Source organism: Enterobacter sp. BNK-14 (assembly GCF_047456095.1).
Taxonomy (GTDB): Bacteria; Pseudomonadota; Gammaproteobacteria; order Enterobacterales; family Enterobacteriaceae; genus Enterobacter; species Enterobacter kobei.
The window spans coordinates 492,546-518,006 of record NZ_CP179897.1; the positions used below are offsets into that span (position 1 = coordinate 492,546).

Annotated in this window: 22 protein-coding genes and 1 pseudogene; 16 read left to right on the forward strand and 7 right to left on the reverse strand. The window is 54.7% G+C overall.

Going from position 1 to position 25,461, the window contains the following annotated elements:
- Positions 1 to 26 precede the first annotated feature (26 nt).
- The gene (adhP, locus tag ACMGGM_RS02340) at positions 27 to 1,037 is read left to right on the forward strand and encodes an alcohol dehydrogenase AdhP (RefSeq protein WP_045133993.1); all 1,011 of its coding nucleotides are present in this window, start codon (positions 27 to 29) and stop codon (positions 1,035 to 1,037) included.
- A gap of 40 nt (positions 1,038 to 1,077) precedes the next feature.
- On the opposite strand, the gene araJ is transcribed toward adhP, so the two are convergent.
- On the reverse strand, positions 1,078 to 2,253 hold the full coding sequence (gene araJ / locus ACMGGM_RS02345) for an MFS transporter AraJ (RefSeq protein WP_045133992.1): 1,176 nt from the start codon (positions 2,251 to 2,253) through the stop codon (positions 1,078 to 1,080).
- A gap of 166 nt (positions 2,254 to 2,419) precedes the next feature.
- Between araJ and ppk2 the strand changes: the two genes are divergently transcribed.
- From ppk2 to ACMGGM_RS02360, 3 genes are all read left to right on the forward strand, one after another.
- Positions 2,420 to 3,238, forward strand: coding sequence for a polyphosphate kinase 2 (gene ppk2 / locus ACMGGM_RS02350; RefSeq protein WP_014883908.1), 819 nt, complete (start codon positions 2,420 to 2,422; stop codon positions 3,236 to 3,238).
- A gap of 102 nt (positions 3,239 to 3,340) precedes the next feature.
- On the forward strand, positions 3,341 to 3,529 hold the full coding sequence (locus ACMGGM_RS02355; protein WP_023330470.1) for a hypothetical protein: 189 nt from the start codon (positions 3,341 to 3,343) through the stop codon (positions 3,527 to 3,529).
- Positions 3,529 to 3,852, forward strand: a complete 324-nt coding sequence (locus ACMGGM_RS02360; RefSeq protein WP_023337335.1) for a CcdB family protein — start codon at positions 3,529 to 3,531, stop codon at positions 3,850 to 3,852. The genes ACMGGM_RS02355 and ACMGGM_RS02360 overlap by 1 nt, the downstream gene beginning before the upstream one ends.
- Before the next feature lie 71 nt (positions 3,853 to 3,923).
- Here the strand turns inward: ACMGGM_RS02360 and fdnI are convergent, their stop codons facing one another.
- Genes fdnI through fdnG form a run of 3 tightly spaced genes read right to left on the reverse strand, consistent with a single transcriptional unit; the run spans position 3,924 to position 8,516 of the window.
- Positions 3,924 to 4,580, reverse strand: coding sequence for a formate dehydrogenase-N subunit gamma (fdnI, locus tag ACMGGM_RS02365; RefSeq protein ID WP_014883910.1), 657 nt, complete (start codon positions 4,578 to 4,580; stop codon positions 3,924 to 3,926).
- Positions 4,573 to 5,457 (reverse strand): formate dehydrogenase subunit beta, encoded by an 885-nt coding sequence (gene fdxH, locus ACMGGM_RS02370; protein ID WP_014883911.1) that lies wholly within the window; start codon positions 5,455 to 5,457, stop codon positions 4,573 to 4,575. The genes fdnI and fdxH overlap by 8 nt, the downstream gene beginning before the upstream one ends.
- An 11-nt stretch (positions 5,458 to 5,468) precedes the next feature.
- The gene (gene fdnG, locus ACMGGM_RS02375) at positions 5,469 to 8,516 is read right to left on the reverse strand and encodes a formate dehydrogenase-N subunit alpha (protein WP_176261041.1); all 3,048 of its coding nucleotides are present in this window, start codon (positions 8,514 to 8,516) and stop codon (positions 5,469 to 5,471) included.
- A gap of 221 nt (positions 8,517 to 8,737) precedes the next feature.
- Between fdnG and yddG the strand changes: the two are divergent.
- From yddG to ACMGGM_RS02390, 3 genes and pseudogenes are all read left to right on the forward strand, one after another.
- Positions 8,738 to 9,615: pseudogene (gene yddG, locus ACMGGM_RS02380) on the forward strand (aromatic amino acid DMT transporter YddG).
- A 590-nt stretch (positions 9,616 to 10,205) separates the two neighbouring features.
- The gene (ompC, locus tag ACMGGM_RS02385; protein ID WP_014883915.1) at positions 10,206 to 11,288 is read left to right on the forward strand and encodes a porin OmpC; all 1,083 of its coding nucleotides are present in this window, start codon (positions 10,206 to 10,208) and stop codon (positions 11,286 to 11,288) included.
- Positions 11,289 to 11,365: 77 nt separating this feature from the next.
- Positions 11,366 to 11,806, forward strand: a complete 441-nt coding sequence (locus tag ACMGGM_RS02390; protein WP_014883916.1) for a GFA family protein — start codon at positions 11,366 to 11,368, stop codon at positions 11,804 to 11,806.
- Positions 11,807 to 11,840: 34 nt separating this feature from the next.
- Here ACMGGM_RS02390 and ACMGGM_RS02395 read toward each other — a convergent pair whose 3' ends face one another.
- The gene (locus ACMGGM_RS02395) at positions 11,841 to 13,328 is read right to left on the reverse strand and encodes an MFS transporter (RefSeq protein WP_032636434.1); all 1,488 of its coding nucleotides are present in this window, start codon (positions 13,326 to 13,328) and stop codon (positions 11,841 to 11,843) included.
- A 116-nt stretch (positions 13,329 to 13,444) separates the two neighbouring features.
- On the opposite strand from ACMGGM_RS02395, the gene ACMGGM_RS02400 reads away from it, so the two are divergent.
- From ACMGGM_RS02400 to narI, 6 genes are all read left to right on the forward strand, one after another.
- Positions 13,445 to 14,020, forward strand: coding sequence for a TetR family transcriptional regulator (locus tag ACMGGM_RS02400; protein WP_014883918.1), 576 nt, complete (start codon positions 13,445 to 13,447; stop codon positions 14,018 to 14,020).
- Between the two features lie 210 nt (positions 14,021 to 14,230).
- A complete protein-coding gene (locus tag ACMGGM_RS02405; protein ID WP_063943168.1) occupies positions 14,231 to 15,616 on the forward strand; it encodes a NarK family nitrate/nitrite MFS transporter in 1,386 nt (461 codons plus the stop codon).
- A gap of 66 nt (positions 15,617 to 15,682) precedes the next feature.
- Positions 15,683 to 19,423, forward strand: coding sequence for a nitrate reductase subunit alpha (locus ACMGGM_RS02410; protein ID WP_063943169.1), 3,741 nt, complete (start codon positions 15,683 to 15,685; stop codon positions 19,421 to 19,423).
- Positions 19,420 to 20,964, forward strand: a complete 1,545-nt coding sequence (narH, locus tag ACMGGM_RS02415) for a nitrate reductase subunit beta (protein ID WP_032636429.1) — start codon at positions 19,420 to 19,422, stop codon at positions 20,962 to 20,964. Before ACMGGM_RS02410 ends, narH begins: the two co-directional genes overlap by 4 nt.
- Positions 20,964 to 21,659 (forward strand): nitrate reductase molybdenum cofactor assembly chaperone, encoded by a 696-nt coding sequence (gene narW, locus ACMGGM_RS02420; protein WP_014883922.1) that lies wholly within the window; start codon positions 20,964 to 20,966, stop codon positions 21,657 to 21,659. Before narH ends, narW begins: the two co-directional genes overlap by 1 nt.
- Positions 21,656 to 22,336: a respiratory nitrate reductase subunit gamma gene (narI, locus tag ACMGGM_RS02425; protein ID WP_014883923.1), complete on the forward strand. Its 681-nt coding sequence runs from the start codon at positions 21,656 to 21,658 to the stop codon at positions 22,334 to 22,336. The genes narW and narI overlap by 4 nt, the downstream gene beginning before the upstream one ends.
- 87 nt (positions 22,337 to 22,423) lie before the next feature.
- Here the strand turns inward: narI and ACMGGM_RS02430 are convergent, their stop codons facing one another.
- Both ACMGGM_RS02430 and nhoA read right to left on the reverse strand, forming a co-directional pair.
- The gene (locus ACMGGM_RS02430; RefSeq protein WP_063943171.1) at positions 22,424 to 22,873 is read right to left on the reverse strand and encodes a hypothetical protein; all 450 of its coding nucleotides are present in this window, start codon (positions 22,871 to 22,873) and stop codon (positions 22,424 to 22,426) included.
- A 95-nt stretch (positions 22,874 to 22,968) separates the two neighbouring features.
- Positions 22,969 to 23,814 carry an N-hydroxyarylamine O-acetyltransferase gene (gene nhoA, locus ACMGGM_RS02435; protein ID WP_063943173.1) on the reverse strand — a complete coding sequence of 282 codons (846 nt, stop codon included), beginning with the start codon at positions 23,812 to 23,814 and terminating at the stop codon, positions 22,969 to 22,971.
- A 107-nt stretch (positions 23,815 to 23,921) separates the two neighbouring features.
- Here nhoA and ACMGGM_RS02440 point away from each other — a divergent pair, with 107 nt between their 5' ends.
- The 3 genes from ACMGGM_RS02440 (at position 23,922) to ACMGGM_RS02450 (ending at position 25,408) form a co-directional block, all read left to right on the forward strand.
- The gene (locus ACMGGM_RS02440) at positions 23,922 to 24,494 is read left to right on the forward strand and encodes a flavin reductase family protein (protein ID WP_023330480.1); all 573 of its coding nucleotides are present in this window, start codon (positions 23,922 to 23,924) and stop codon (positions 24,492 to 24,494) included.
- A 126-nt stretch (positions 24,495 to 24,620) separates the two neighbouring features.
- Positions 24,621 to 24,983 carry a hypothetical protein gene (locus ACMGGM_RS02445; protein ID WP_023330481.1) on the forward strand — a complete coding sequence of 121 codons (363 nt, stop codon included), beginning with the start codon at positions 24,621 to 24,623 and terminating at the stop codon, positions 24,981 to 24,983.
- Positions 24,983 to 25,408 carry a DUF3828 domain-containing protein gene (locus ACMGGM_RS02450; protein ID WP_014883927.1) on the forward strand — a complete coding sequence of 142 codons (426 nt, stop codon included), beginning with the start codon at positions 24,983 to 24,985 and terminating at the stop codon, positions 25,406 to 25,408. Before ACMGGM_RS02445 ends, ACMGGM_RS02450 begins: the two co-directional genes overlap by 1 nt.
- The last annotated feature ends 53 nt before the right edge of the window (positions 25,409 to 25,461 follow it).

A 25,461-nucleotide genomic window follows, 5' to 3' on the forward strand; every position in this document is an offset into this window, starting at 1 on the left:
TACTCATCATGAACAAGGAGATATACATGAAGGCTGCTGTTGTTACTCAGGATCATCAGGTTAACGTTACCGAAAAAACCTTGCGCCCGCTCAAGCACGGGGAAGCCCTGTTGAAGATGGAATGCTGTGGCGTATGCCATACCGATCTTCACGTAAAGAACGGTGACTTTGGCGATAAAACCGGGGTGATCCTGGGCCATGAAGGGATTGGCGTCGTCAAAGAAATCGGCCCTGGCGTGACGTCGCTGAAGGTCGGCGATCGCGCAAGCGTAGCCTGGTTCTTTGAGGGCTGTGGTCACTGTGAATACTGTAATACCGGCAACGAAACCCTGTGCCGCGATGTAAAAAATGCCGGTTACTCCGTTGATGGCGGCATGGCGGAAGAGTGCATCGTCACCGCCGACTACGCGGTAAAAGTACCGGATGGCCTGGATTCTGCTGCCGCCAGCAGCATCACCTGCGCAGGTGTCACCACTTACAAAGCGGTGAAGATCTCAGGTATTAAACCGGGCCAGTGGATTGCCATTTATGGTCTGGGTGGACTGGGCAACCTTGCGCTGCAGTATGCTAAAAACGTCTTTAACGCCAAAGTCATCGCGCTGGATGTTAATGACGAACAGCTGAAGCTTGCCGCCAGCATGGGTGCGGATTTGACCATCAACTCCCGCAGTGAAGATGCCGCTAAAATTGTGCAGGAAAAAACCGGCGGCGCACATGCTGCTGTCGTCACTGCCGTCGCAAAAGCGGCCTTCAACTCCGCGGTGGATGCCGTGCGCGCCGGTGGTCGCGTGGTCGCGGTTGGTCTGCCACCGGAAGCGATGAGCCTGGATATTCCGCGCCTGGTGCTGGACGGCATTCAGGTGGTGGGTTCACTGGTTGGTACCCGTCAGGATCTGCAGGAAGCGTTCCAGTTTGCGGCGGAAGGTAAAGTGGTACCGAAGGTGACAATGCGTCCAATCGAAGATATCAACGCCATCTTCAAAGAGATGGAACAGGGTCAGATCCGTGGCCGTATGGTGATTGATTTACGCTCATAAGCGCTCATCATTTATCACCGCTCCCGAAAGGGAGCGGTTTTTATACAGCCGTACGAGCCTTAACGTGTGACTGTCTTGTCCGCAGATATCCGTACAACAGCAATGCGCTCATGGCCGAGAACGAGAGTATTGCCGCTGGTAGCGTGACGTAACGCCAGCTAAAGCCAAGGGTAATCATCATCCCGCCAAAGTACGCGCCAATCGCACTGCCGAGATTAAATGCCATCTGCCCCCCTGCCGCCCCCAGCATCTCACCGCCCTTCGCATTTTGCAGAAGCAGGATTTGCAGCGGCGCAGAGAGCGCAAACAGCCCGGCACAGCAGATAAAGCCCATGACCAGCGAGGCCGTTTTCTGTTCGCCAGTGGCAAAAAGCAGCAGCAGTGAGGCGACAATCACCATATCGGTGGTGGCGGCAATGCGCAGCGGGCTAAAGCGACCAGAGAGTTTACCGCTTAACAGATTGCCCAACACCATCCCAAGACCCATCAGCATCATGATGGCGGTCATCACCCCTTCCGAAAAACCGGAGACGTTAACCATAAAGGGCTTAACGAAGCTGAACCACGCAAACACACCGGCGTTACCAAACATAGTGGCGGCAAAAATCAGCCACGGTTCTGGTCTTTTCAGAAACTGGAACTGCTCGGTCAATTTGATTTCTGATCTGTCATGGAGGTGTGGCACCCAAAGGATAACCGACAGGATCACCAGCGCATCGAACACGGCAATCAGGAAAAAGGTATAGCGCCAGCTAAATGCGTGCCCCAGCCAGGTACCCAGCGGGACACCGACCAGGTTAGCCACGGTCATACCGGCGATCATCCCGGCCACGGCAACCGTTACCTTCCCCGGTGGTGCTATTTTAGAGAGGATAATCGCCCCGACGCCAAAAATGGCCCCGTGCGGAAAACCAGAAATTAAACGCCCCAGCGCCAGCCAGAAATAGGACGTGGAGAAAGTAAACAGCGCATTGCCGACAGCGCACATTGCCACCAGGAACAACAGCGTGGTTTTTAACGAGAACTTGCCCGAAAAGAGCGCCACAATCGGGGCACCAATCACCACGCCGAAAGCATAAAACGAAATCATATTCCCGGCCGAGGGAATAGAAATGCCGGTATCGTGCGCCAGTTCGGTGAGCACACCCATAATGCCAAATTCAGCCATCCCCAGGCCAAACGTGCCAAGCGCCAACGAAAAAATTGTCTTTTTCATACCACGACCACAGGTTAAAAACTCGCGACGGGCATTATTGAACAAACTTGTATGGTGAGCCAGTTCAAATCAGCTGGCTGACACGTTAATCCATTAATTCAGGTGGATTACACTTCATAGTGCGGCCTCGCTTTTTCCCGCGCCGGACAACCTGAGGATGACAATCATGGGAAGCAAGAAGAAAACCAGTGTCGCTGTTGATGTCGAAAAAAATGCCCCGCTGAAAACCAAAGAGTACGAAAAAGAGCTTCGCCGCCTCCACGTTGAACTGGTGAAGCTCCAGCAGTGGGTCGTCGCCAAAGGGTTAAAAGTGTGTATTGTTTTTGAAGGGCGCGATGGCGCCGGTAAAGGCGGCACCATAAAAGCGATCACCGAGCGCGTCAGCCCGCGCGTTTTCCGCGTTGTTGCCCTTCCCGCACCCACCGAGAAAGAGAAAACCCAGCTCTATTTTCAGCGTTATGTTCCCCATCTGCCCGCTGCCGGGGAGATCGTGATATTCGACCGAAGCTGGTACAACCGCGCGGGCGTCGAGCGGGTCATGGGGTTCTGCACGCCGGAACAGGTGGAGAAGTTTCTCGACGGTACGCCGGTGATGGAAAAAGCGATGGTTGATGCCGGGATTATTCTGCTGAAGTACTGGCTCGAGGTGACACCTAAAGAGCAGGAGCGCCGTTTACGTGACCGTATTAACGACGGTCGTAAAATATGGAAGCTCTCACCGATGGATATTAAATCGTTTAACCTGTGGGATGAATATACCGTAGCGCGCGATGCCATGTTTGCGGCAACCGATACCGCCTGGGCACCGTGGTATGTGGCCCGTTCAGAAGATAAAAAACGCGTGCGGCTGAATATTATTTCGCATCTCCTGACGCAGATCCCGTATAAAGAAATTCACGTTGAAAAGGTGGAATTACCGAAACGTAAAATTGGCAAAGTGAAACCGACGAAATACCCGTTCCGTTATGTGGAGGAGCGGTTCTAAGATTACTGGAAGACGGCTCGCAGAATGTAGATTACCAGGGGAAAAGGTATTGTTTTTTGTTGGCTGCGGTTGATAATGGCCGCACCAACAAAGGAGATACGAATGAAACACACAGTTGACCACACCCTCTCGCGAAGCATTAAACCAACAGTACCGTCGAGCCATACCTCACCAGACTCCGTTGCGCCGTGTCAGTCATCAGATGCGGATCGTTCATTCATTCACTCAATGAATGAGTTTGTGGAAAAACATGGAACTATTACTGATGATGAGTTTTTCAGGGTGCTTTAATGCTGAGACAATTTAATGTTTACCGGAATACCTCTACAGCAACCAGGGATAAGCTGCCTTACTATATGCTCATTCAGGATGATTATTATGATGATCTTGCCACGCGCGTAATTGTGCCACTTGCGAGAGTGAATAAATTACCGTTATGGCAGAGTCAGCTGGCACCAGCCGTAAATATCGATTTTGAAACGTTTCTAATTTATTCACCCATGATAACCAACCTTAACAACAATAAAATTAACCCCAAAGATTTTGTTTGTAATTTACGTAACACACGTCATGATGTTATAGCCGCAATTGATCGTTTATTGACTAATACATGACGCCAGTCGGCCAGGCATTTGCCCTGCTCGCGCAAGCGCAGCGCCGCCGGGCAAAGCCGACGGCGCAGGTCTTACTTCATCCCTTCCGTACTTTCCTGTTTCGCTTCCAGTCGTTCCACATCGCGATACCAGCGCGGGTGATGTTTCTGCGCCCAGCGACGACTCACCTTCCCTTCAATCATTCCTTTAATCGACCCCTTCACCCAGAACGCCATATACATATGGATCAAAATGGCATGGATCAGAATAATGGCTGAGGTGGCGTGGATCAGCAGCGCGTAGCGCACCACCTGAATCGGGAAATACGAGGCAAAATACGGACGCCAGATAATGACGCCCGTCACCAGCAGCACAAAAATCATGCTCATGATGGTCCAGAACATCATCTTTTGTCCGGCATTATATTTGCCTACTTTCGCCACTTTATGCTCGTTGCCCTTCAGCACTTCGACAATTCCTTTTAGCCACGGAATGTCCTGCTTATCCGGGATATTGTGATGGACGAAGCGCACGAACATAAACATCAGCACCACGAAAATCAGCACGCCGAAGAACGGGTGCAGAATGCGTCCCATCTGCGGGGTGCCGAAAGTTTCCGTCAGCCACTGGAGCGTAGGAAAGAAGAACGAGATGCCGGAGACCGCCACCAGGAAGAAGCAAATGACCACCGTCCAGTGACAGGCGCGGTCGACAAACTTCGTGCGCACGATCATTTTCGACTTACTCATGATGCTCCTCCTCGTCGTCATCCACCTCTTTATTTGGCCCGATACCAATGTAGTGATAAATCAGCCCGGCAAAGGTGGCGATAAAGCCCGCTGCAGAGAGCGGTTTGAGCGCCCCTTTCCACAGGTTGATTGAGGTGTCGATCGCCGGATCTTTCGGCAGATTGTGATACAGCTCCGGCTGGTCGTTATGGTGTAGCACGTACATAACGTGCGTACCGCCCACGCCCTGCGGGTTATAAATACCCGCCTTGTCGTAGCCGCGCGCTTTGAGTTTGTCCACCCGCGCCTGCGCCACATCAAGCATCTCTTTCCTGGTGCCGAAGTGAATCGCCCCGGTCGGACAGGTTTTCACGCAGGCAGGCTCCTGCCCGACGCTCACGCGGTCCACGCACAGTGTGCATTTATAGACCCGGTTATCCTCTTTATTGAGGCGCGGAATATTAAACGGACAGCCCGCGATGCAGTACCCACAGCCGATGCAGTTGTCCTGCTGGAAGTCGACGATCCCATTGGCATACTGAATAATCGCCCCCGCGGACGGGCACGCCTTCAGACAGCCCGGATCCTCACAGTGCATGCAGCCGTCTTTACGGATTAACCACTCCAGCTTGCCGTTCTGCTCGGTCTCGCTAAAGCGCATCACCGTCCAGGATTTGGCGCTCAGATCCGCCGGATTATCGTAGACCCCGACGCAGTGCCCCACCTCGTCGCGGATATCATTCCACTCCGAACAGGCCACCTGGCAGGCTTTACAGCCCACGCAGGAAGAGACATCGATAAGCTTAGCGACTTCTGCCTTATAGTCCCGCGCACGAGGCGCGGGGGTTATCGGGTTGGTCGCGGAGCGTTTAATAATGTCTTGTGTTTCCATCGCCATTTAATCGCTCCTTACGCTTTCTCGATGTTGACCAGAAACGCTTTGTACTCCGGCGTTTGCGAGTTGGAATCGCCAACGTTTGGCGTCAGGGTATTGGCGATGTAGCCTTTCTGCGCCACCCCTTCAAAGCCCCAGTGCAGCGGAATACCGACCGTTTCCACCTGCTGACCATGAACGTTCAGGCTCTGCAGACGACGGGTCACCACCGCCACCGCGCGGATAAAGCCACGCTTGCTGCTCACCTTCACGCGGTCACCGTTGGCAATCCCCTTCGCTTTCGCCAGCGTTTCGCTTATCTCCACAAACTGTTCCGGCTGGGCGATGGCGTTAAGCCGCGCGTGCTTGGTCCAGGTGTGGAAATGCTCGGTCAGGCGATAGGTTGTACCCACATACGGGAATTTGTCCTTTTTGCCTAAGCGCAATACGTCGTCTTCATAGATCCGCACCACCGGGCTGGAGACCACGTTCGGGTGCAGCGGGTTAGTGCCGAGCGGCGTTTCCATCGGCTCGTAGTGTTCCGGGAATGGCCCTTCTGCCAGCTTGTTGAGCGCAAACAGGCGACCCAGCCCTTCCGGCTGCATGATAAACGGCCCGGTTTTGCTGCCCGGCGCGGCGGTGTTGTAGTCCGGGATATCATTCCCTGCCCACTTCGAGCCGTTCCACTGGATCAGCATGCGTTTTGGATCCCACGGCTTGCCGTTCACGTCGGCGGAGGCGCGGTTATACAGCACGCGGCGGTTCAGCGGCCACGCCCAGGCCCAGCCCAGCGTATTGCCCAGCCCGGACGGGTCGGCGTTATCGCGGTTCGCCATCTGGTTACCCTGCTCCGTCCAGCTGCCGGTGTAGATCCAGCAGGAAGATGCCGTGGTACCGTCATCACGCAACAGCGCGAAGCTGTTCAGCAGCTGGCCTTTTTTCGCCACCAGGCTACCGTTGGCATCATAAATATCCGCCAGCGCAACGCCGTTGTTCTCTTTCGCCACTTCTTCTGACTCTGGACGATCCGGCTGCTTATAGTTCCAGCGCATTTTCAGCAGCGGCTCAGCGCCTTTACCGCCCTCGGTGCGATACATTTCGCGCAGACGATGGTAAATCCCGGCCAGGATCTCACCGTCATTCCGCGCTTCACCCGGCGCCTCCTGGCCTTTCCAGTGCCACTGCAGCCAGCGACCGGAGTTGGCAATGGAGCCATCTTCTTCCGCAAAGCAGGTGGACGGCAGGCGGAACACCTCGGTCTGAATCGACGCCGGATAGACATCGTTCGCTTCACCGTGGTTCTGCCAGAAGGTCGAGGTTTCGGTCACCAGCGGGTCGATGACGACCATGTACTTCAGCTTGCTCAGGCTGCGAACGACTTTGTTCTTGTCCGGGAAGGACGCTACCGGGTTAAAGCCCTGGCAGATATACCCCGTGACGTTCCCCTTATCCATCATATTGAAATACTTAATGACGTCGTACGCCTGGTCCCACTTCGGCAGCCACTCGAAGCCCCAGTCGTTCTCCTTCTGCGCCGCGTCGCCGTAGAAGGATTTCATCAGGCTGACGTAGAACTTCGGATAGTTGCTCCAGTAGTTCACCTGATCCGGCAGCGTCGCTTTTGGCGTGTTGGCCTCAAGATACGTTTGCAGATTTGCCTGCTTTTCCGACGGCAGCGTCAGGTAACCCGGCAGGCTGGTGGAGAGCAGGCCGAGGTCGGTGAGCCCCTGAATATTGGAGTGACCGCGCAGCGCATTCACGCCGCCCCCTGCCATCCCCATGTTGCCGAGCAGCAGCTGGATCATTGCCATGGTGCGGATGTTCTGCGCACCCACGGTGTGCTGCGTCCAGCCCAGCGCATACAGGAAGGTCGTTGTTCTGTCTGCCGCACTGGTGGAGGCCAGCACTTCGCACACTTTCAGGAAGTCCGCTTTCGGCGTACCGCAGATGTTCTCCACCACGTCCGGCGTATAGCGGGAAACATGCTGCTTCAGCAGGTTCCACACGCAGCGCGGGTGCGTCAGTGTTTCATCGCGCATCGCATAGCCGTTTTCGTCGAACTGATAGTTCCACGAGGACTTGTCGTACTGACGTTTTTCCGCGTCATAGCCGCTGAACAGCCCGTCGTCGAAGGCAAAGTCATCCCGCACCAGCAGGTTTGCGTTGGTGTAGTGCTTAACGTATTCCGCGTTAATTTTGTTGTTTTCGATCAGGTACAGCAGTACCCCGGACAGGAACGTAATGTCCGTACCGGAGCGGATCGGCGCATAGATATCGGCCACCGAAGCCGTGCGCGTAAAGCGCGGATCGACGACGATCAGCGTCGCATCGTTGTTGTTTTTCGCTTCCATCGCCCAGCGGAATCCCACCGGATGGGCTTCAGCGGCGTTACCGCCCATTACCACCACGACGTTAGCGTTTTTGATATCAACCCAGTGGTTGGTCATCGCACCGCGACCAAATGTTGGAGCAAGACTTGCTACCGTTGGTCCGTGTCAGACGCGCGCCTGGTTATCAACCGCCAGCATGCCGAGAGAGCGCACAAATTTTTGCGTCAGCATGCCGGTTTCATTACTGGCCGCAGAGGCACATAACATACCGGTGGAAAGCCAGCGGTTGACCGTCACCCCCTCTGCATTCTTTTCAACAAAGTTGGCGTCGCGGTCGGCTTTCATTAATTTTGCAATACGGGAGAAGGCCTCATCCCAGGAAATACGCTGCCATTTGTCCGAACCTGGCGCACGGTATTCCGGATAACGCAGGCGGTTTTCGCTGTGAACGTAGTCCAGCAGACCCGCGCCTTTCGGGCATAATGCCCCACGGCTCACAGGATGATCCGGGTCCCCTTCAATATGATAAATCGCTTCTCTGGCGTTCTTCGCGCCATCACCCAGGCTGTACATCAAAAGCCCACAACCCACGGAGCAGTATGTGCAGGTGTTACGGATCTCTTTCGCGCGCAGCAGTTTATAGTTGCGTGCCTGAGCCAGCGCCATTTTAGGAGCGAATCCCAGCATAGCGGCTGTTGTTCCTGCCATACCGCCCGCGCAGATTTTAAAAAATTGTCTGCGGCTGACGTCCATTGTTGTCCTCGTGTTCAAATAAGACTTCGCGCCGCAAACTAACAGCAAAACCCCTTTTTTTTTTGCGTCAAATCAAGGTCGCGTGACTTCGCCCTCTTAATGGTCACCGCTCGCGCCTTCAAATAATCCTTTAGGGTTAAACACATGCGAGAATAATTCGCAACAGCGTCAGGATTAATGCTATATCTTTTTCCTTTGATTTTTTTAGCGATGAAGACGTAATGGACAGAAAGAGAGCAACGCTTATCGGGCTGGCAGCGATTCTGTTGTGGAGCACAATGGTGGGCCTGATTCGTAGCGTGAGTGAGGGGCTGGGGCCCGTCGGCGGTGCGGCGATGATATACACCCTCAGCGGATTATTGTGTCTGGTAACGGTAGGATTTCCTGACATTAAACGCTTTTCACCCAGGTATCTTATTGCCGGCAGCGTACTGTTTGTCAGTTACGAAATTTGTCTTGCCCTGTCGTTAGGCTATGCCGCCACGCGAGCGCAGGCCATTGAAGTGGGAATGGTCAATTATCTCTGGCCGAGCCTGACGATCGTCTTTGCTATTTTGTTCAACGGACAAAAATCAACGCTGTGGGTTATCCCCGGCTTAATCCTCGCACTGCTCGGTGTATGTTGGGTATTAGGGGGTGAGCAAGGATTACACCCTGATGAAATAATGCGCAATATTGTATCGAATCCACTCAGCTATACGCTGGCTTTTGCCGGGGCATTTATCTGGGCCGCCTACTGTACGGTAACCCGTAAATTTGCTAACGGGCAAAACGGCATTACCCTGTTTGTTTTGCTGACGGCCCTGAGCCTGTGGGTGAAATATGCGCTGAGCGATCAGCCGGAAATGGTCTTCACTGTTCCGGTTGTCGTGAAACTCGTTATGTGTGGTGTGGCGCTAGGGTTAGGTTATGCCGCCTGGAATATTGGCATTTTGCACGGTAACGTCACGGTGCTGGCCGCCGTATCCTATTTTACTCCCGTACTCTCTGCCGCGCTTGCCGCCGCGCTGCTGAGTTCCCCCTCTCTTTCTCGTTCTGGCAAGGCGCGCTGATGGTCTGCGTCGGGTCATTGCTTTGCTGGTACGCCACCAAAAAATAATTCCGGGTCAGCTGTCGGGTAATATTCATCCCGACAGCAAAAAAATTAACATAAATTTAATATTTGGGCGCGCGTTTAACTTCTGTTTATATTACCCTCTTTTCGTAAATTTGCGTCTCTTAATATTGACACAAACTGACACCGCTATGTGATTAATTGCCGTCAAATACTCACAATATTAATAGCACAAAGTGCAATAGTATGTTTCTGTGTGTTTCTGTCTAAGCAACGGAATTTCCGTGCAATTAAGGGCGCAAGGCCGCCCTTTTCGGTTAAATACACTCTGCCACCCCAACCAAAAGAACGGCATTACCGATAATTAACATATTTTATAACAACCCAATGAAACTATATTGACGGAAATAAACCCCACCCAAAATTGATTAAATACTCATCACTTCAGGCTATTTTTAGGCCATTTATCCGATCTCGATCACACTAAATGAAATTATTATTAATATTTTGAAACTTATTATTGAAAGAGGACTACAAGATTTTTAAAAATAACGTGCCATTGACGAGCAGCCTCGTTTAAAACTCGTTCAAAGTGGCTCAGGAAATACCTAAGAAAATTATAAGGAATATTTAAGATGAAACTTAAATTAGTTGCAGTGGCAGTGACTTCCATGTTGGCAGCAGGCGTTGTAAACGCGGCTGAAGTTTATAACAAAGACGGTAACAAGCTGGATCTGTACGGTAAAGTAACAGGTCTGCACTATTTCTCTGATGACGCTGGCAACGACGGCGACAAAACTTACGTTCGTCTGGGCTTCAAAGGTGAAACTCAGATCAACGATCAGCTGACCGGTTACGGCCAGTGGGAATATGAGTTCAAAGGCAACCGTTCTGAATCCCAGGGCACTGACGGCAGCAAAACGCGTCTGGCCTTCGCAGGTCTGAAATTCAACGAATTCGGTTCTTTCGACTACGGTCGTAACTACGGTGTTGCTTACGACATCGGCGCATGGACTGACGTTCTGCCAGAGTTCGGTGGTGATACCTGGACGCAGACTGATGGCTTTATGACTGGCCGTACGACTGGCGTTGCAACCTACCGTAACACCGACTTCTTCGGTCTGGTTGACGGTCTGAACTTCGCTGCTCAGTACCAGGGTAAAAACGATGACCGTAACATCACCGAAGCGAACGGTGACGGCTGGGGTCTGTCTTCTACCTATGAAATGGACGGCTTCGCTGTCGGTGCCACCTACGCGAAATCTGACCGTACTGACCGTCAGGTTGCTGCAGGTCGCGTAGCCAATACCGTTAACGCTGGCGGTGAAAACGCAGAAGTTTGGGCTGCTGGTCTGAAATACGATGCGAACAACATCTACCTGGCAACCACCTACTCTGAAACCCGCAACATGACCAACTTCGGTGACGGTTATATCGCGAACAGAGCTCAGAACTTCGAAGTTGTTGCTCAGTATCAGTTCGACTTCGGTCTGCGTCCATCCATCGCTTACCTGAAATCCAAAGGTAAAGATCTGGGTTCATACGGCGACCAGGATCTGGTTGAATACGTTGACGTTGGCGCGAGCTACTACTTCAACAAAAACATGTCTACCTATGTTGATTACAAAATCAACCTGGTTGACGACAACAGCTTCACCAAAGCAACTGGCGTTGCTACCGACAACATCGTTGCTGTCGGCCTGACCTACCAGTTCTAAGATTTGTCACGCTAAAAAGCCAGCCCATGTGGCTGGCTTTTTTTATACGGATTTCTGGCGTCAAAAAGGAGAACGCCATGCACCTGTTCAAAGGACGCTGCTTATGCGGAATGAGTCAGTTCAGCGTGAGCCTCAACCATTTTGATGTATATGCCTGTCACTGTACGCAATGCCAGAAGTGGTCAGGCGGCATTGCCATGTATCTTGAGACGCAGGGCGAGCCGCTTGTGGAGCAAGATTCCATTGCTCCTTCTCATTTCGCCTCATCCGCACGCGGAGAACGCTGGTTTTGTCCAGGCTGCGGCTGCCCGCTGTGGTTCAAACTGACCGCAACGGCGCGCTATTTTATTCCCTGGACGCTGCTTGAGATGAGCGAAGATGAACGACGCCGGCTGGTACTTGCAGCAGAAATCTATACTGAAACCCAACCCGCGTTTTTTGGCCTGACCGGGCAATACGCACGCTACAGCGGTTCGGAAATTGAAGCACGAGATGAACACTGCCTGCTAACGCCCTAAACTGCTGCCCGGCCAGCCTGCACACCAGGCTTGTTTACTGCTTTGGCACCTTCGCCAGGCTAAACCACATTCCTGCCGCCAGCAGCAACAGCATGCCCCCCGCACTCCCCAGCGCCACGCTGTGGGAGGTAATAAACGCACTTTTCGCCGCCTCCGTCACCGAAACCGCCAGTGCTGGCGTGAGATCCTGCGCCACCTTCATCGCCTCGCCGATGGATGACGAGGCTTTGTCGACGAGAGACGCATTCAGCCCCTGCGGCAAATCAATCGACGCAGAGAAACTGCGGGTCAGCAGCAGACCAAAGATAGCGATCCCAAGCCCGGCCCCCAGTTCATAAGACATGGTTTCAATCGCCCCGGCAGCGGCGGCCTTTTCTTTCGGCGCGGCGGCCATGATTGCAGAGGTCGAGGCCAGCAGCGCGCTGGCGGCGCTGAAGCCCAACAGCACCATCAGGCTCCACGCCTGCCACTGCTGCGTGCTGAAATCGAGCATCGAGAGGCCAATGAAACTGACCGCGCTGAGCCCCATGCCACCCGCAGCGACAATGCGTAGCCCCAGACGCCCCACCAGTACTCCGGCGATCGGCCCGCTAAACCCGCTCGCCACCATGACCGGAAGCATAAACATGCCGGCTTCGAATGGCGTAAAGCCGTGAACGAATTGCAATTCCTGCGCCATCAGCAGCTCAAAGCCCACCAGCGCGATCATCGCCGTCATCGCCATCACCACACCGCTGAGAATGATGCGGTGACAAAACAGGCGCATGTCGATCATTGGCACGCGGGCGCGCAGTTGAATACGCACGAAAATCAACAGCATCACAGCCCCGGTAAGCAACGTACAGGCTACCAGCCACGGCGACAGCACGCCTTTCAACGCGGTTTTGGCGCTGTAGACCAGCAGCAGGATCGCCACAATCAGCATGATGGCATGGCTGATATTCAGCGGCTGCTCAGGACGCCCCTGTTGGCGGGGTACAAAACGCGCGGCCAGCGACACCACCACCAGCACGATCGGGACGTTGATTAAAAACACCGATCCCCAGTAGAAATGCTCAAGCAGGATACCGCCAATCAGCGGACCAAATGCCGCCCCACCTGAACCCACGGCCGCCCAGACGCCAAGCGCGATATTACGATCCCGCGCGTCGGTAAACAGCGTGCGGATCCCGGCCAGCGTGGCCGGAATGATCATTGCCGCACCGATTGCAAGCGAGGCGCGCGCCGCAATCAGCCACCCGGCTGACGGCGCAAAAGCTGCCGCCAGGGACGACACCCCGAACAGCATGCTGCCGATCATTAACAATCGTTTAAACCCCATGCGGTCACCGAGTGCGCCCATCGGCAGCACCATACCCGCCATCACCAGCGAGTAGATGTCGATAATCCACAGTAATTCGTTACCGCTGGCGCCCAGCGTCATGCTCAATGTCGGCGCCGCCACGTGCAGCACCGTCGCGTCGATCGCGACCGGGATATAAACCAGCACGATAATCACTAACGCTAACCACTGACGAAACATAAATTTCCTTTTCATTTTAAACATGGACACATGTCCAGGATGCGATCCTACGTAAAGTTGAACGAGTGTCCAGCTTTTTGTTACACTCGTTTCATTCCCATTGAGAGTGAGTAAACATGCGATATCTGAGCAAGGATGAACGGCGGGAAGCAATCTTACAGGCCGCCATGCGCGTGGCGCTCGCCGAGGGGCTGGCGGCGATGACGGTGCGGCGCATTGCGACTGAAGCGGGCGTCGCTACCGGGCAGGTGCATCACCACTTTGCCTCCGGCGGTGAGTTGAAATCGCTGGCATTCGTTCGCCTGATCCGCGAACTATTAGATGCCGACGTAGCGGATGAACGTGCCACCTGGCGGGAACGGTTGCACAGCATGCTCGGCAGCGACGACGGTAAGTTTGAGCCTTATATCCGACTGTGGCGGGAAGCGCAAATTCTCGCCAGCCGGGATCCCGAGATCAAAGCGGCTTATGTCCTGACCATGGAGATGTGGCATCACGAGACGGTGGTTATTATCCGTGCCGGGGCGGAAGCAAGGGCATTCACACTCACCGATCGGGCGGAAAATATTGCCTGGCGTTTGATAGGGCTGGTTTGCGGCCTGGATGGGATCACCGTATTAAATATGCCGGAAATGGACGATGCGGCGCTAAATAAACATCTCGACAAACTTATCACGCTGGAATTGTTTTAATACTCCTTCCGGAGTATTAATTCCCGCAACACTTACAATTGGTAACATATTAAGCGCTCCGCAATTTCCATTCTCACCTCAGGGGCGCGCTTTTTTATCTATCCTTTCAGATGTATCCCAAAACATCCAATAAATCCAACAGCAAATTCTCACTCATCTTTTTGTTTTTACTTCTTTTTTTCTTTCCATTAAGGTAAGCAAGAGGGCGCTATGTCGCAACAAAGTGAAAAGAATAATCCGCATCTGTTGAGTAACTGGAAACCTGAAAACGCGCAATTCTGGGAGAATAAAGGAAAACATATCGCACGAAGAAATCTATGGATTTCTGTGGCTTGCCTGCTATTAGCGTTTTGCGTCTGGATGTTATTTAGCGCCATCGCCGTCAACCTGAATAAAGTCGGATTTAATTTCACCACCGATCAGCTTTTTATGCTAACAGCATTACCTTCTCTCTCCGGTGCGATATTGCGCGTCCCCTACTCGTTTATGGTACCGATATTCGGTGGTCGTTACTGGACGGTATTGAGTACCGTCATCCTGATTATCCCCTGCGTGTGGCTGGGAATTGCCATTCAAAACCCCGCGACGCCGTACTGGATCTTTATCATCATCGCCCTGCTCTGCGGATTTGCTGGCGCTAACTTCGCATCGAGCATGGGCAACATCAGCTTTTTCTTCCCGAAATCCAGACAGGGCAGCGCGCTGGGCATCAACGGCGGGCTGGGCAACCTGGGCGTCAGCGTGATGCAGCTGGTTGCGCCGCTGGTCATTTTCCTCCCGATGTTCACCTTCCTCGGGGTGCACGGCGTGCCACAGGAGGATGGCTCGACGATGTGGCTGGCAAACGCGGCCTGGATCTGGGCCCCCCTCCTGCTGCTGGCAACCATTGCGGCGTTTTTTGGCATGAACGATATTGCCAGTTCAAAGGCCTCCATCGCCAGCCAGCTTCCGGTCCTGAAACGCTTTCACCTCTGGCTGCTAAGCCTGCTCTATCTGGCGACCTTCGGCTCGTTTATCGGTTTCTCGGCGGGCTTTGCCATGCTGTCGAAAACCCAGTTTCCGGACGTGAACATCCTGCACCTTGCCTTCTTTGGTCCCCTGATCGGCGCGCTGGCCCGCTCGGCGGGCGGGATGATCTCCGACAAACTGGGCGGCGTGCGGGTGACGCTGATGAACTTCGTCTTTATGGCGATTTTTAGCGCCCTGATTTTCCTGACGCTTCCGGGCTCCGGTTCAGGCAGTTTCTTCGCCTTCTATCTGGTGTTTATGGGGCTGTTCCTCACTGCCGGACTGGGCAGCGGCTCCACCTTCCAGATGATCGCGATTATTTTCCGCCAAATCACCCTCGACCGCGTCAAAAAGCAGGGCGGCACTGACGAGCAGGCGCAGCATGAAGCGGTGACCGAAACAGCGGCCGCGCTGGGCTTTATCTCTGCCATCGGCGCCGTGGGCGGCTTCTTCATTCCCAAAGCGTTTGGCACCTCGCTGGCGATGACCGGATCGCCGGTCGGGGCCATGAAAGTGTTCCTCGTGTTTTACATCGTCTGTGTCCTTGTCACCTGGCTGGTGTACGGCCGCAAATCGTCACAAAAATAATAACGACCTCTTTGCCGGAGCGGGATGCCCCCCCTCCGGCCATGCTATCGAAGCAGGAGAAATGTCATGAGCAAACTGTTGGACCGCTTTCGTTACTTCAAAACCAAAGGCGACAGTTTCGCCGATGGGCACGGGCAAGTGTATCACACCAACCGCGACTGGGAGGACAGCTATCGTCAGCGCTGGCAGTTCGACAAGATTGTGCGCTCCACCCACGGCGTGAACTGTACCGGCTCCTGTAGCTGGAAGATTTATGTCAAAAATGGCCTGGTGACCTGGGAAACCCAGCAAACCGACTATCCTCGCACCCGCCCTGACCTGCCCAACCACGAACCGCGCGGCTGCCCGCGTGGCGCAAGCTATTCCTGGTATCTCTACAGCGCCAACCGACTCAAATACCCGCTGGTGCGCCGCAGGTTAATTGAACTCTGGCGAGAAGCGCTGGCGCAGCATACCGATCCGGTGCTGGCCTGGGATGCCATTCAGAACGATCCGCAGAAAGCGCAGAGCTACAGGAAAGCGCGCGGAAAAGGCGGTTTTATCCGCTCAAACTGGAAAGAGCTGAACCAGCTGATTGCCGCCGCCAACGTCTGGACCATCAAAAATTATGGCCCCGATCGCGTCGCCGGTTTTTCCCCTATCCCGGCGATGTCGATGGTCTCTTACGCCGCCGGGACCCGCTATCTCTCGCTGCTGGGCGGCACCTGCCTGAGCTTTTACGACTGGTACTGCGATCTGCCTCCGGCCTCCCCAATGACCTGGGGTGAGCAGACCGATGTGCCGGAATCAGCAGACTGGTATAACTCCAGCTACATCATTGCCTGGGGCTCGAACGTGCCGCAGACGCGTACCCCGGACGCCCACTTTTTCACTGAGGTGCGCTACAAAGGCACCAAAACCGTCGCCATTACGCCGGACTTCTCGGAAGTCGCGAAGCTGAGCGACCAGTGGCTGGCGCCTAAACAGGGCACCGACAGCGCTCTCGCCATGGCAATGGGCCATGTGATCCTTAAAGAGTTCCACCTCGATAACCCGAGCGACTACTTCCTCAACTACTGCCGCCGCTACACCGACATGCCGATGCTGGTCCTGCTGGACGAACAGGCCGATGGTCGCGTCGTACCGGGGCGGATGCTGCGGGCCTCAGACCTTGTCGACGGGCTGGGTGAAGCCAATAATCCTGAATGGAAAACGGTCGCCTTTGATATTGCCGGGAACCTGGTAGTGCCAAACGGTTCCATCGGCTTCCGCTGGGGAGAAAAAGGCAAATGGAACCTGGAGCCCCGGTCGGCAGGCCATGAAAGCGAGCTGACCCTCTCCCTGCTGATTACGCACGATAGCGTCGCAGATGTCGCCTTCCCCTACTTTGGCGGTAATGAGAACCCGCATTTTCGCAGCGTGAAGCAGGAGCCGGTGCTGACGCGCCGCGTGCCGAGCAAAACCCTGACGCTCGCCGACGGTCGCGAGAAACGGGTGGTCATCGTTTACGATCTGGTGCTGGCGAACTACGGCCTCGATCGTGGTCTGCAGGACAGTAACGCTGCAGACAGCTATGACCAGATAAAAGCCTACACTCCCGCATGGGGAGAGCAGATCACCGGCGTACCCGCGTATCTGATTGAAAAAATCGCCCGCGAGTTTGCCGACACGGCGCACAAAACGCACGGGCGGTCGATGATTATCCTCGGTGCCGGGGTGAATCACTGGTACCACATGGACATGAACTACCGCGGGATGATCAACATGCTGGTCTTCTGCGGCTGCGTCGGGCAGAGCGGTGGCGGCTGGTCGCACTATGTGGGCCAGGAGAAACTGCGTCCGCAAACCGGCTGGCTGCCGCTGGCCTTTGCGCTGGACTGGAACCGCCCGCCACGTCAGATGAACAGCACGTCATTCTTTTACAACCACGCCAGCCAGTGGCGCTATGAGAAGCTGACTGCGCAGGAGCTCCTCTCCCCGCTGGCGGATGCCACCCAATTCACCGGGCACCTGATCGACTTCAACGTTCGCGCCGAGCGCATGGGCTGGTTGCCCTCGGCGCCGCAGCTCAACCTGAACCCGTTGCACATTAAGGCACGTGCCGATGCGGCGGGCATGACGCCGCAGGACTACACCGTTCAGGGGCTAAAATCGGGTGACGTTCGCTTCGCCTGCGAGCAACCCGATAACGGCAAGAACCACCCGCGTAACCTGTTTGTCTGGCGCTCTAACCTTCTTGGCTCGTCCGGGAAAGGTCACGAGTACATGCTGAAATACCTGCTCGGCACCGAGAGCGGCATTCAGGGTGAAGATTTGGGTTCCACAGACGACGTGAAGCCTGAAGAGGTCGAATGGCAAACCGCTGCCATCGAGGGCAAGCTCGATCTGCTGGTGACGCTCGACTTCCGCATGTCCAGCACCTGTCTGTTCTCCGATATCGTCCTGCCGACTGCCACCTGGTACGAAAAAGACGACATGAATACCTCGGACATGCACCCGTTTATTCACCCGCTCTCCGCCGCCGTCGATCCGGCGTGGGAATCGCGCAGCGACTGGGAGATCTACAAAGGCATCGCCAGGGTCTTCTCCGAGGTGTGCGTCGGTCACCTGGGCACCGAAACCGACGTGGTTCTGCAACCGTTGCAGCACGACTCTCCGGCGGAACTCTCTCAGCCGTTTGATATCCAGGACTGGCGCAAAGGTGAATGCGATTTGATCCCCGGCAAAACCGCGCCAAACATTGCGGTCGTTGAGCGAAACTACCCGGAAACTTACGAGCGCTTTACGTCTCTTGGCCCCCTGATGGACAAGCTCGGTAACGGCGGAAAAGGCATATCGTGGAATACCCAGAACGAGGTCGATTTCCTCGGCAAGCTCAATTACGTCAAGCCCGACGGCCCGGCAAAAGGTCGTCCGCGGATTGAAACCGCCATTGACGCTTCAGAGGTGATCCTCGCCCTCGCGCCGGAAACCAACGGTCAGGTGGCGGTTAAGGCCTGGCAAGCGCTTGGGGAGTTGACCGGACGTGACCACACGCATCTGGCGCTGAACAAAGAAGACGAGAAAATTCGCTTCCGCGACATCCAGGCGCAGCCGCGCAAAATCATCTCCAGCCCAACCTGGTCCGGTCTTGAGAGCGAGCATGTCTCCTATAACGCGGGTTATACCAACGTTCATGAGCTAATCCCCTGGCGCACCCTTTCCGGTCGTCAGCAGTTGTATCAGGATCACCCGTGGATGCGTGCTTTCGGGGAGAGTCTGGTGGCCTACCGTCCGCCGATTGATACCCGTAGCGTGAGCCATATGCGCGAGATCCCGCCGAACGGCTTCCCGGAAAAAGCGCTTAACTTCCTGACGCCGCATCAGAAATGGGGCATTCACTCCACCTACAGCGAAAACCTCCTGATGCAGACCCTGTCGCGCGGCGGGCCGATTGTCTGGATAAGCGAAACCGACGCGCGTGAGCTGGGCATTGAGGACAACGACTGGATCGAAGCCTTTAACGCTAACGGCGCCCTCACCGCCCGCGCGGTAGTCAGCCAGCGCGTGCCGCCGGGCATGACCATGATGTACCACGCTCAGGAGCGCATTCTGAACATTCCGGGCTCTGAAGTGACCGGCCGGCGCGGGGGGATCCACAACTCCGTTACCCGCGTCTGCCCGAAACCGACGCACATGATCGGCGGCTATGCGCAGCTGGCGTACAGCTTTAACTATTACGGCACCGTCGGCTCGAACCGCGACGAATTCATCATGATCCGCAAAATGAAAAATATTAACTGGCTGGATGGCGAAGGTCGGGATCAGGTACAGGAGACGAAAAAATGAAAATACGCTCACAGGTTGGCATGGTTCTGAATCTCGATAAATGCATCGGCTGCCACACCTGCTCGGTCACCTGTAAGAACGTCTGGACCGGGCGTGAAGGCATGGAATATGCGTGGTTCAACAACGTCGAAACCAAGCCGGGCATTGGCTATCCAAAAAACTGGGAAGACCAGGATGAGTGGCAAGGCGGCTGGATCCGAGGGATCCACGGCAAACTGACCCCGCGTCTCGGCGGCAAAATGGGCGTTCTGTCGAAAATTTTCGCTAACCCTGTTCTGCCGCAAATTGACGATTACTATGAACCCTTCACCTTTGATTATCAGGACCTGCATCGCGCCCCGGAGGGCGATCATCTCCCTACAGCCCGCCCTCGCTCGCTGATTGACGGCAAGCGGATGGATAAAATCGTCTGGGGGCCTAACTGGGAGGAGCTGCTGGGCGGTGAGTTCGAAAAGCGCGCCCGCGACCGCAACTTTCAGAAGATCCAGAAGGAGATGTACGGCCAGTTTGAAAATACCTTCATGATGTACCTGCCGCGCCTGTGCGAGCATTGTCTGAACCCGAGCTGCGTCGCCACCTGCCCGAGCGGTGCCATCTACAAGCGCGAAGAGGACGGCATTGTGCTGATCGATCAGGACAAGTGCCGCGGCTGGCGTTTGTGCATCAGCGGTTGCCCGTACAAGAAAATCTACTTCAACTGGAAGAGCGGTAAATCCGAGAAATGCATCTTCTGCTACCCACGCATTGAGTCCGGCCAGCCGACCGTTTGCTCAGAAACCTGCGTCGGGCGCATTCGCTATCTCGGCGTGCTGCTGTACGACGCGGACCGCATTGAAGAAGCGGCCAGCACCGAGCACGAAACCGATCTGTACGAACGTCAGTGCGACGTGTTCTTGAACCCGCACGATCCGGCGGTCATCGAAGAAGCGCTGAAACAGGGCATTCCGGCGAACGTCATTGAGGCAGCGCAAAAATCGCCTGTTTATAAAATGGCGATGGACTGGAAGCTGGCTCTGCCGCTGCACCCGGAATACCGCACCCTGCCGATGGTCTGGTACGTGCCACCGCTGTCACCGATTCAGTCCTACGCGGATGCCGGCGGCCTGCCGCAGAGTGATGGCGTACTGCCTGCTGTCGAAAGCCTGCGCATCCCGGTGCAGTATCTGGCAAATATGCTTAGCGCAGGTGACCCAGGCCCGGTGCTGCGTGCTCTGAAACGTATGATGGCGATGCGCCACTACAAACGCTCCCAGACCGTGGAAGGCGTGACCGATACTCGCGCCATCGAAGAAGTCGGCCTGACCGAAGCGCAGGTTGAGGAGATGTACCGCTATCTGGCTATTGCGAATTACGAAGATCGCTTCGTGATCCCCACCAGCCACCGTGAAATGGCGCGCGACGCGTTCCCGGAGAAAAACGGCTGCGGCTTCACCTTTGGTGACGGTTGCCACGGCTCCGACACCAAATTCAACCTCTTCAACAGCAGCCGCATCGATGCCATCAACATTACCGAGGTGCGCGAACATGGGGAGGGAGAATAATGCAGATCCTCAAGATCGTCGCGCTGCTGATTGAGTATCCCGATGACACGCTGTGGGAGAACCGTGATGAAGCGCTCTCGTTGATTGCGCAGGACGCGCCCATGCTGCTGCCGTTTGCTCGACAGCACCTGAGCGCCCCGCTGCTGGATAAACAGGCCGAGTGGTGTGAAGTGTTCGAACGCGGGCGCGCGACCTCGCTGCTGCTGTTCGAGCACGTTCACGCCGAATCCCGCGATCGCGGCCAGGCGATGGTTGACCTGATGAGTCAGTATGAAAAAGCGGGCCTGGTGCTGGACTGCCGTGAACTACCGGATTACCTGCCGCTCTATCTGGAATATCTCAGCATCGTAACCGACGACGAAGCGCGTGAGGGATTGCAGAACGTCGCGCCAATCCTCGCCCTGGTTGGCGGTCGTCTGAAACAGCGCGGCGTGGCGCATTATCAGCTGTTTGACGCCCTGCTCGCCCTCGCCGGAAGCCGCCTTTCAAGTGACAGTGTCACTCAACAGGTGTCAGGCGAGAAACGCGACGACACCCGCCAGGCGCTGGATGCCGTGTGGGAAGAGGAACAGGTGAAGTTTATCGAAGACAACGCCACATCGTGCGACAGCTCGCCGATGCAGCACTATCAACGACGCTTTAGCCAGGACGTCGCGCCGCAGTACGTGGACGTCAGTGCCGGAGGCCCAAAATGACACATTACCTGAACGTGTTTTTCTATGACATTTACCCCTACATCTGCGCCACCGTTTTTTTCCTCGGCAGCTGGCTGCGTTACGACTACGGGCAGTACACCTGGCGCGCCTCGTCGAGCCAGATGCTCAGCAAACGCGGTATGAACTGGGCTTCTAACCTGTTTCACATCGGGATCCTGGGGATTTTCTTCGGCCACCTGTTCGGCATGTTAACCCCGCACTGGATGTATGCCTGGTTTTTGCCCGTCGCGGTTAAACAGCAGTTGGCTATGATTGCGGGCGGGATTTGCGGCGTGCTGACACTCATCGGTGGGTCAATGCTGCTGATCCGCCGCCTGTTCAACCAGCGCGTGCGTGCAACGTCCACCACGCCGGATATCATCATCATGAGTATCCTGCTGATCCAGTGCATTCTTGGGCTGTCGACCATTCCGTTCTCCGCTCAGTATCCGGACGGAAGCGAGATGATGAAGCTGGTCGGCTGGGCACAGGGGATCGTGACGTTTAAGGGCGGCTCGTCGGAGATGTTAAGCGGCGTAGCACCGATCTTCCGCGTACATCTGGTGCTGGGAATGACGATCTTCCTTATCTTCCCGTTCACCCGCCTGGTCCACGTCTGGAGCGCGCCGTTTGAGTATTTTACCCGGCGGTATCAGGTGGTGAGATCGCGCCGCTGAGTGTGTCGGGTGGCGGCTACGCCTTACCCGCCCTACGTTCGAGCCCTTGCAGGCCCGGTAAGGCGTAGCCGCCACCGGGCTATAAGGTCAGAACGGAGTGCTTCCGCTTATGATTGAAACAACTAACATCAGAACTAAAACCGCAATGATGAGACTAAAAGCCAGTAACGCCGCATGAAAAGCGATCGTGGCCCCGGAAAAAAAGAGTGCCCCACTCACGGTCCATTTGTTCTCTTTACGCAGACCACTAATGAAAGCAAGTCCAAGGGACAAGAAAGACAACACTATTCCGCTGGCGATCAGTAACCGGTCGATATCTACTGGTTTCTTTTTCGTCTCAACGATCGGCTGCTCTCCTTTTAAACCAGCCATTATTCCTTTTTTTACTGCCGAAACCTTTTCAGCCACAACAACTTCAAGTGCTGTCGACTTTGAAGAAAACGGACCGAGGGTGAACTGAGCTAAGGAGAGAAGCAGCGCAATAACACCGAGCAACATTCCCACAGAACTAAATTTATTCCGAATCAAGATTTCCATATCAGTATGCCTTTTATGTTGTCGGGTGGCGGCTGCGCCTCACCCGACCTACGTTCGAACCCATGTAGGCCCGGTAAGGCGTAGCCGCCACCGGGCTATTTTCCTGCCTGCGGATGCGTATCAAACCCCGCCATCACCGCCGTCAATTCTGCTAGTGTAAAGCCGTGCTTCGGATCGTCAACCCCAAGACCAAACCGCGACTGCATCAGCTGATACAGCGCCTCTGCATCCGGCAAATGGATCTGCTCCTCCACATGGCCATTCTGCCAGTGGGTGAAGTTGAAGTTGGTCAGCGTCAGCTTACCGCCGTCCGGCAGATGGCGGCACATCAACAGATGATGGCGGAAATGCGATTGCGGCCAGTGCGCCGACCAGAAGTTCCCCATAACATAATCACTGAAATATTGCGTCGTCAGGTCAAAGTGATACATCGACTGCCAGTGTTCATGATGGCGGAACTGCAGCACCCAGTCGTTCCCCTCGCTCAGCAGACGATACTGCCCGTGCGGCGTTTCCTGTTCTTCGTTAGCCAGCAGACGAATCGGCGCCGTCAGCGTCTGGCCGCCAAACCCAACGTCTGCAATCCAGCGTTCACCGGAAAGCTCGACCAGCAGCAGGCGGTGCGTACGCGGCGGCATCTGCGACGGATTCGCCAGGACCACGCGCCCGAGCACGCTGCGCACCGTAAACCCGACGTCACGCAAAACTCGCTCAAACAGACCGTTTTGCTCAAAGCAATATCCCCCGCGGCGCGCGATCACCAGTTTGTCCTCCAGACATTGATCTTCAAGATGAATTTCGCGCGGCAGGACGACATCAATATTTTCGAATGGAATGGCGCAGTTGTGGTGTAAATGCAGCGCGCGCAGGGTTTCGATATCTACCCGTGTGGGTTGCGTCCAGCCGATACGCGCGAAATAGCCAGTCAGAAATGGGGACATGCATCAGTTTCCTTTGATTGTGATGTTCTGTTTATAAACTAATTTTGCGCATTCATTTTGATTTACGTGCTTTTTCGCCATACTCATCGTGTAGATGAGGAGATCCTATGAGCCACTTTCGCCCTGTTGAATTACGGCATGCCAGCCGCCTGCTGAACCACGGTCCTACCGTACTGATTACCAGTCGGGACGAATCTCTCGACAGACGCAACGTGATGGCCGCCGCATGGTCAATGCCCGTGGAGTTTGAACCGCCGCGCATCGCTATCGTGGTGGACAAAAGTACCTGGTCGCGCGAGCTGATTGAGCGCAGCGGGAAGTTTGGGATTGTCATTCCCGGAGTAGCGGCGGCCAACTGGACTTACGCGGTCGGCAGCGTCAGCGGGCGCGACGAGGACAAATTCAACTGCTACGGCATTCCGGTCGTAAACGGCCCTGAACTCGGCCTGCCGGTTATCGAAGAAAAATGTCTGGCGTGGATGGAGTGTCGGTTATTACCCGTTACCTCCGCGGCGGAAAAATATGACACATTGTTTGGCGAAGTGGTTTCGGCGGCAGCAGATGAGCGCGCGTTCGTCGCCGGACGCTGGCAGTTTGACGGGGATAAACTGAATACGCTGCATCATCTTGGGGCCGGGACGTTTGTGACGAGCGGGAAGATGGTGAAGGCTCTGGATTGAATTCATCAATGTCATTGCATTAAATTATAATAATTTTCTATGACATTTTATGTTTATCATAATCCTGTAAATCGGAGGATATTTCTGGAGTTGCTGCGGATGCAAACTCTTATTGAGGAAATATCAATGTCATGGAATAAAGAAGGCGCAATCTCCTATGCGAAATCGCACGCACAACCGAAGAGCACGGGTTATTGTGCTCACTACGTCACCGAAGCAATCAGAATGGGTGGGAGATTAAAGATTCCCAATACGCGTCTGGCAAAAGATATGGGACGGACATTGGTCAATGCGGGTTTCCGCTTAGTGTATGATCAACCCCACGCCGGAGACGTAGCCGTTATTCAGAATATTGTTGGTCACGATAGCGGGCACGTTTGCATATACGATGGTCAGCAGTGGATTAGCGATTTCATACAACGCACCCTGTATCCAGGGCAAGCATACCGTACTATGCAACCCCATTATGAACTGTTCAGGCACGACTAATGAAAATACTCTTCTTTGTTCTTTTCGCCCTGTCTCCTTTCGCGGTCGCAGAGAGCATCTCTGCACCGGAACAGGCTGCGCTTAAATTCAATCAGTGGTATATCGCGCAGTTAAATCAGAATAAACCGCCAGTACTGAATCCCGACATCATGAATGATTACGTTACCTCAGGAACAATTGCAGCAATTAAAAAAATGTACTCAGGCGACAGCAACGAAAAAGATATGCCCGATGCGGATATGTTCATCAAGTCTCAGGATTGGGACGAAGACTGGAATCAGATCACCGTCTTGCATTCTGAGTTTGATGCGGTTTGCACAAACGTTTATATCGCGTTTGGTAAAAAACAAGATCACGTTGTGGCAGATTGTCTCGTTCAGGAGAAAGGTAAATGGAAAATCCGATCGGCAACGCTGATTAAGTAAAAGATGATACAAGGAAAAGACACATGGTAGCCCAGGGACTACCATGTGCACTT

Excerpts from the sequence above, each read along its gene's own strand:
- ACMGGM_RS02410 (WP_063943169.1), top strand. The coding sequence starts at position 15,683 with ATGAGCAAACTGTTGGACCGCTTTCGTTACTTCAAAACCAAAGGCGAC.
- adhP (WP_045133993.1), top strand. The coding sequence starts at position 27 with ATGAAGGCTGCTGTTGTTACTCAGGATCATCAGGTTAACGTTACCGAA.
- ACMGGM_RS02400 (WP_014883918.1), top strand. The coding sequence starts at position 13,445 with ATGCGATATCTGAGCAAGGATGAACGGCGGGAAGCAATCTTACAGGCC.
- ACMGGM_RS02445 (WP_023330481.1), top strand. The coding sequence starts at position 24,621 with ATGTCATGGAATAAAGAAGGCGCAATCTCCTATGCGAAATCGCACGCA.
- ACMGGM_RS02395 (WP_032636434.1), bottom strand. The coding sequence starts at position 13,328 with ATGTTTCGTCAGTGGTTAGCGTTAGTGATTATCGTGCTGGTTTATATC.
- fdnI (WP_014883910.1), bottom strand. The coding sequence starts at position 4,580 with ATGAGTAAGTCGAAAATGATCGTGCGCACGAAGTTTGTCGACCGCGCC.
- ACMGGM_RS02405 (WP_063943168.1), top strand. The coding sequence starts at position 14,231 with ATGTCGCAACAAAGTGAAAAGAATAATCCGCATCTGTTGAGTAACTGG.
- araJ (WP_045133992.1), bottom strand. The coding sequence starts at position 2,253 with ATGAAAAAGACAATTTTTTCGTTGGCGCTTGGCACGTTTGGCCTGGGG.
- fdxH (WP_014883911.1), bottom strand. The coding sequence starts at position 5,457 with ATGGCGATGGAAACACAAGACATTATTAAACGCTCCGCGACCAACCCG.
- ACMGGM_RS02355 (WP_023330470.1), top strand. The coding sequence starts at position 3,341 with ATGAAACACACAGTTGACCACACCCTCTCGCGAAGCATTAAACCAACA.
- ppk2 (WP_014883908.1), top strand. The coding sequence starts at position 2,420 with ATGGGAAGCAAGAAGAAAACCAGTGTCGCTGTTGATGTCGAAAAAAAT.
- narI (WP_014883923.1), top strand. The coding sequence starts at position 21,656 with ATGACACATTACCTGAACGTGTTTTTCTATGACATTTACCCCTACATC.
- narW (WP_014883922.1), top strand. The coding sequence starts at position 20,964 with ATGCAGATCCTCAAGATCGTCGCGCTGCTGATTGAGTATCCCGATGAC.
- ACMGGM_RS02450 (WP_014883927.1), top strand. The coding sequence starts at position 24,983 with ATGAAAATACTCTTCTTTGTTCTTTTCGCCCTGTCTCCTTTCGCGGTC.
- ACMGGM_RS02390 (WP_014883916.1), top strand. The coding sequence starts at position 11,366 with ATGCACCTGTTCAAAGGACGCTGCTTATGCGGAATGAGTCAGTTCAGC.
- ompC (WP_014883915.1), top strand. The coding sequence starts at position 10,206 with ATGAAACTTAAATTAGTTGCAGTGGCAGTGACTTCCATGTTGGCAGCA.
- ACMGGM_RS02430 (WP_063943171.1), bottom strand. The coding sequence starts at position 22,873 with ATGGAAATCTTGATTCGGAATAAATTTAGTTCTGTGGGAATGTTGCTC.
- ACMGGM_RS02440 (WP_023330480.1), top strand. The coding sequence starts at position 23,922 with ATGAGCCACTTTCGCCCTGTTGAATTACGGCATGCCAGCCGCCTGCTG.
- ACMGGM_RS02360 (WP_023337335.1), top strand. The coding sequence starts at position 3,529 with ATGCTGAGACAATTTAATGTTTACCGGAATACCTCTACAGCAACCAGG.
- narH (WP_032636429.1), top strand. The coding sequence starts at position 19,420 with ATGAAAATACGCTCACAGGTTGGCATGGTTCTGAATCTCGATAAATGC.
- nhoA (WP_063943173.1), bottom strand. The coding sequence starts at position 23,814 with ATGTCCCCATTTCTGACTGGCTATTTCGCGCGTATCGGCTGGACGCAA.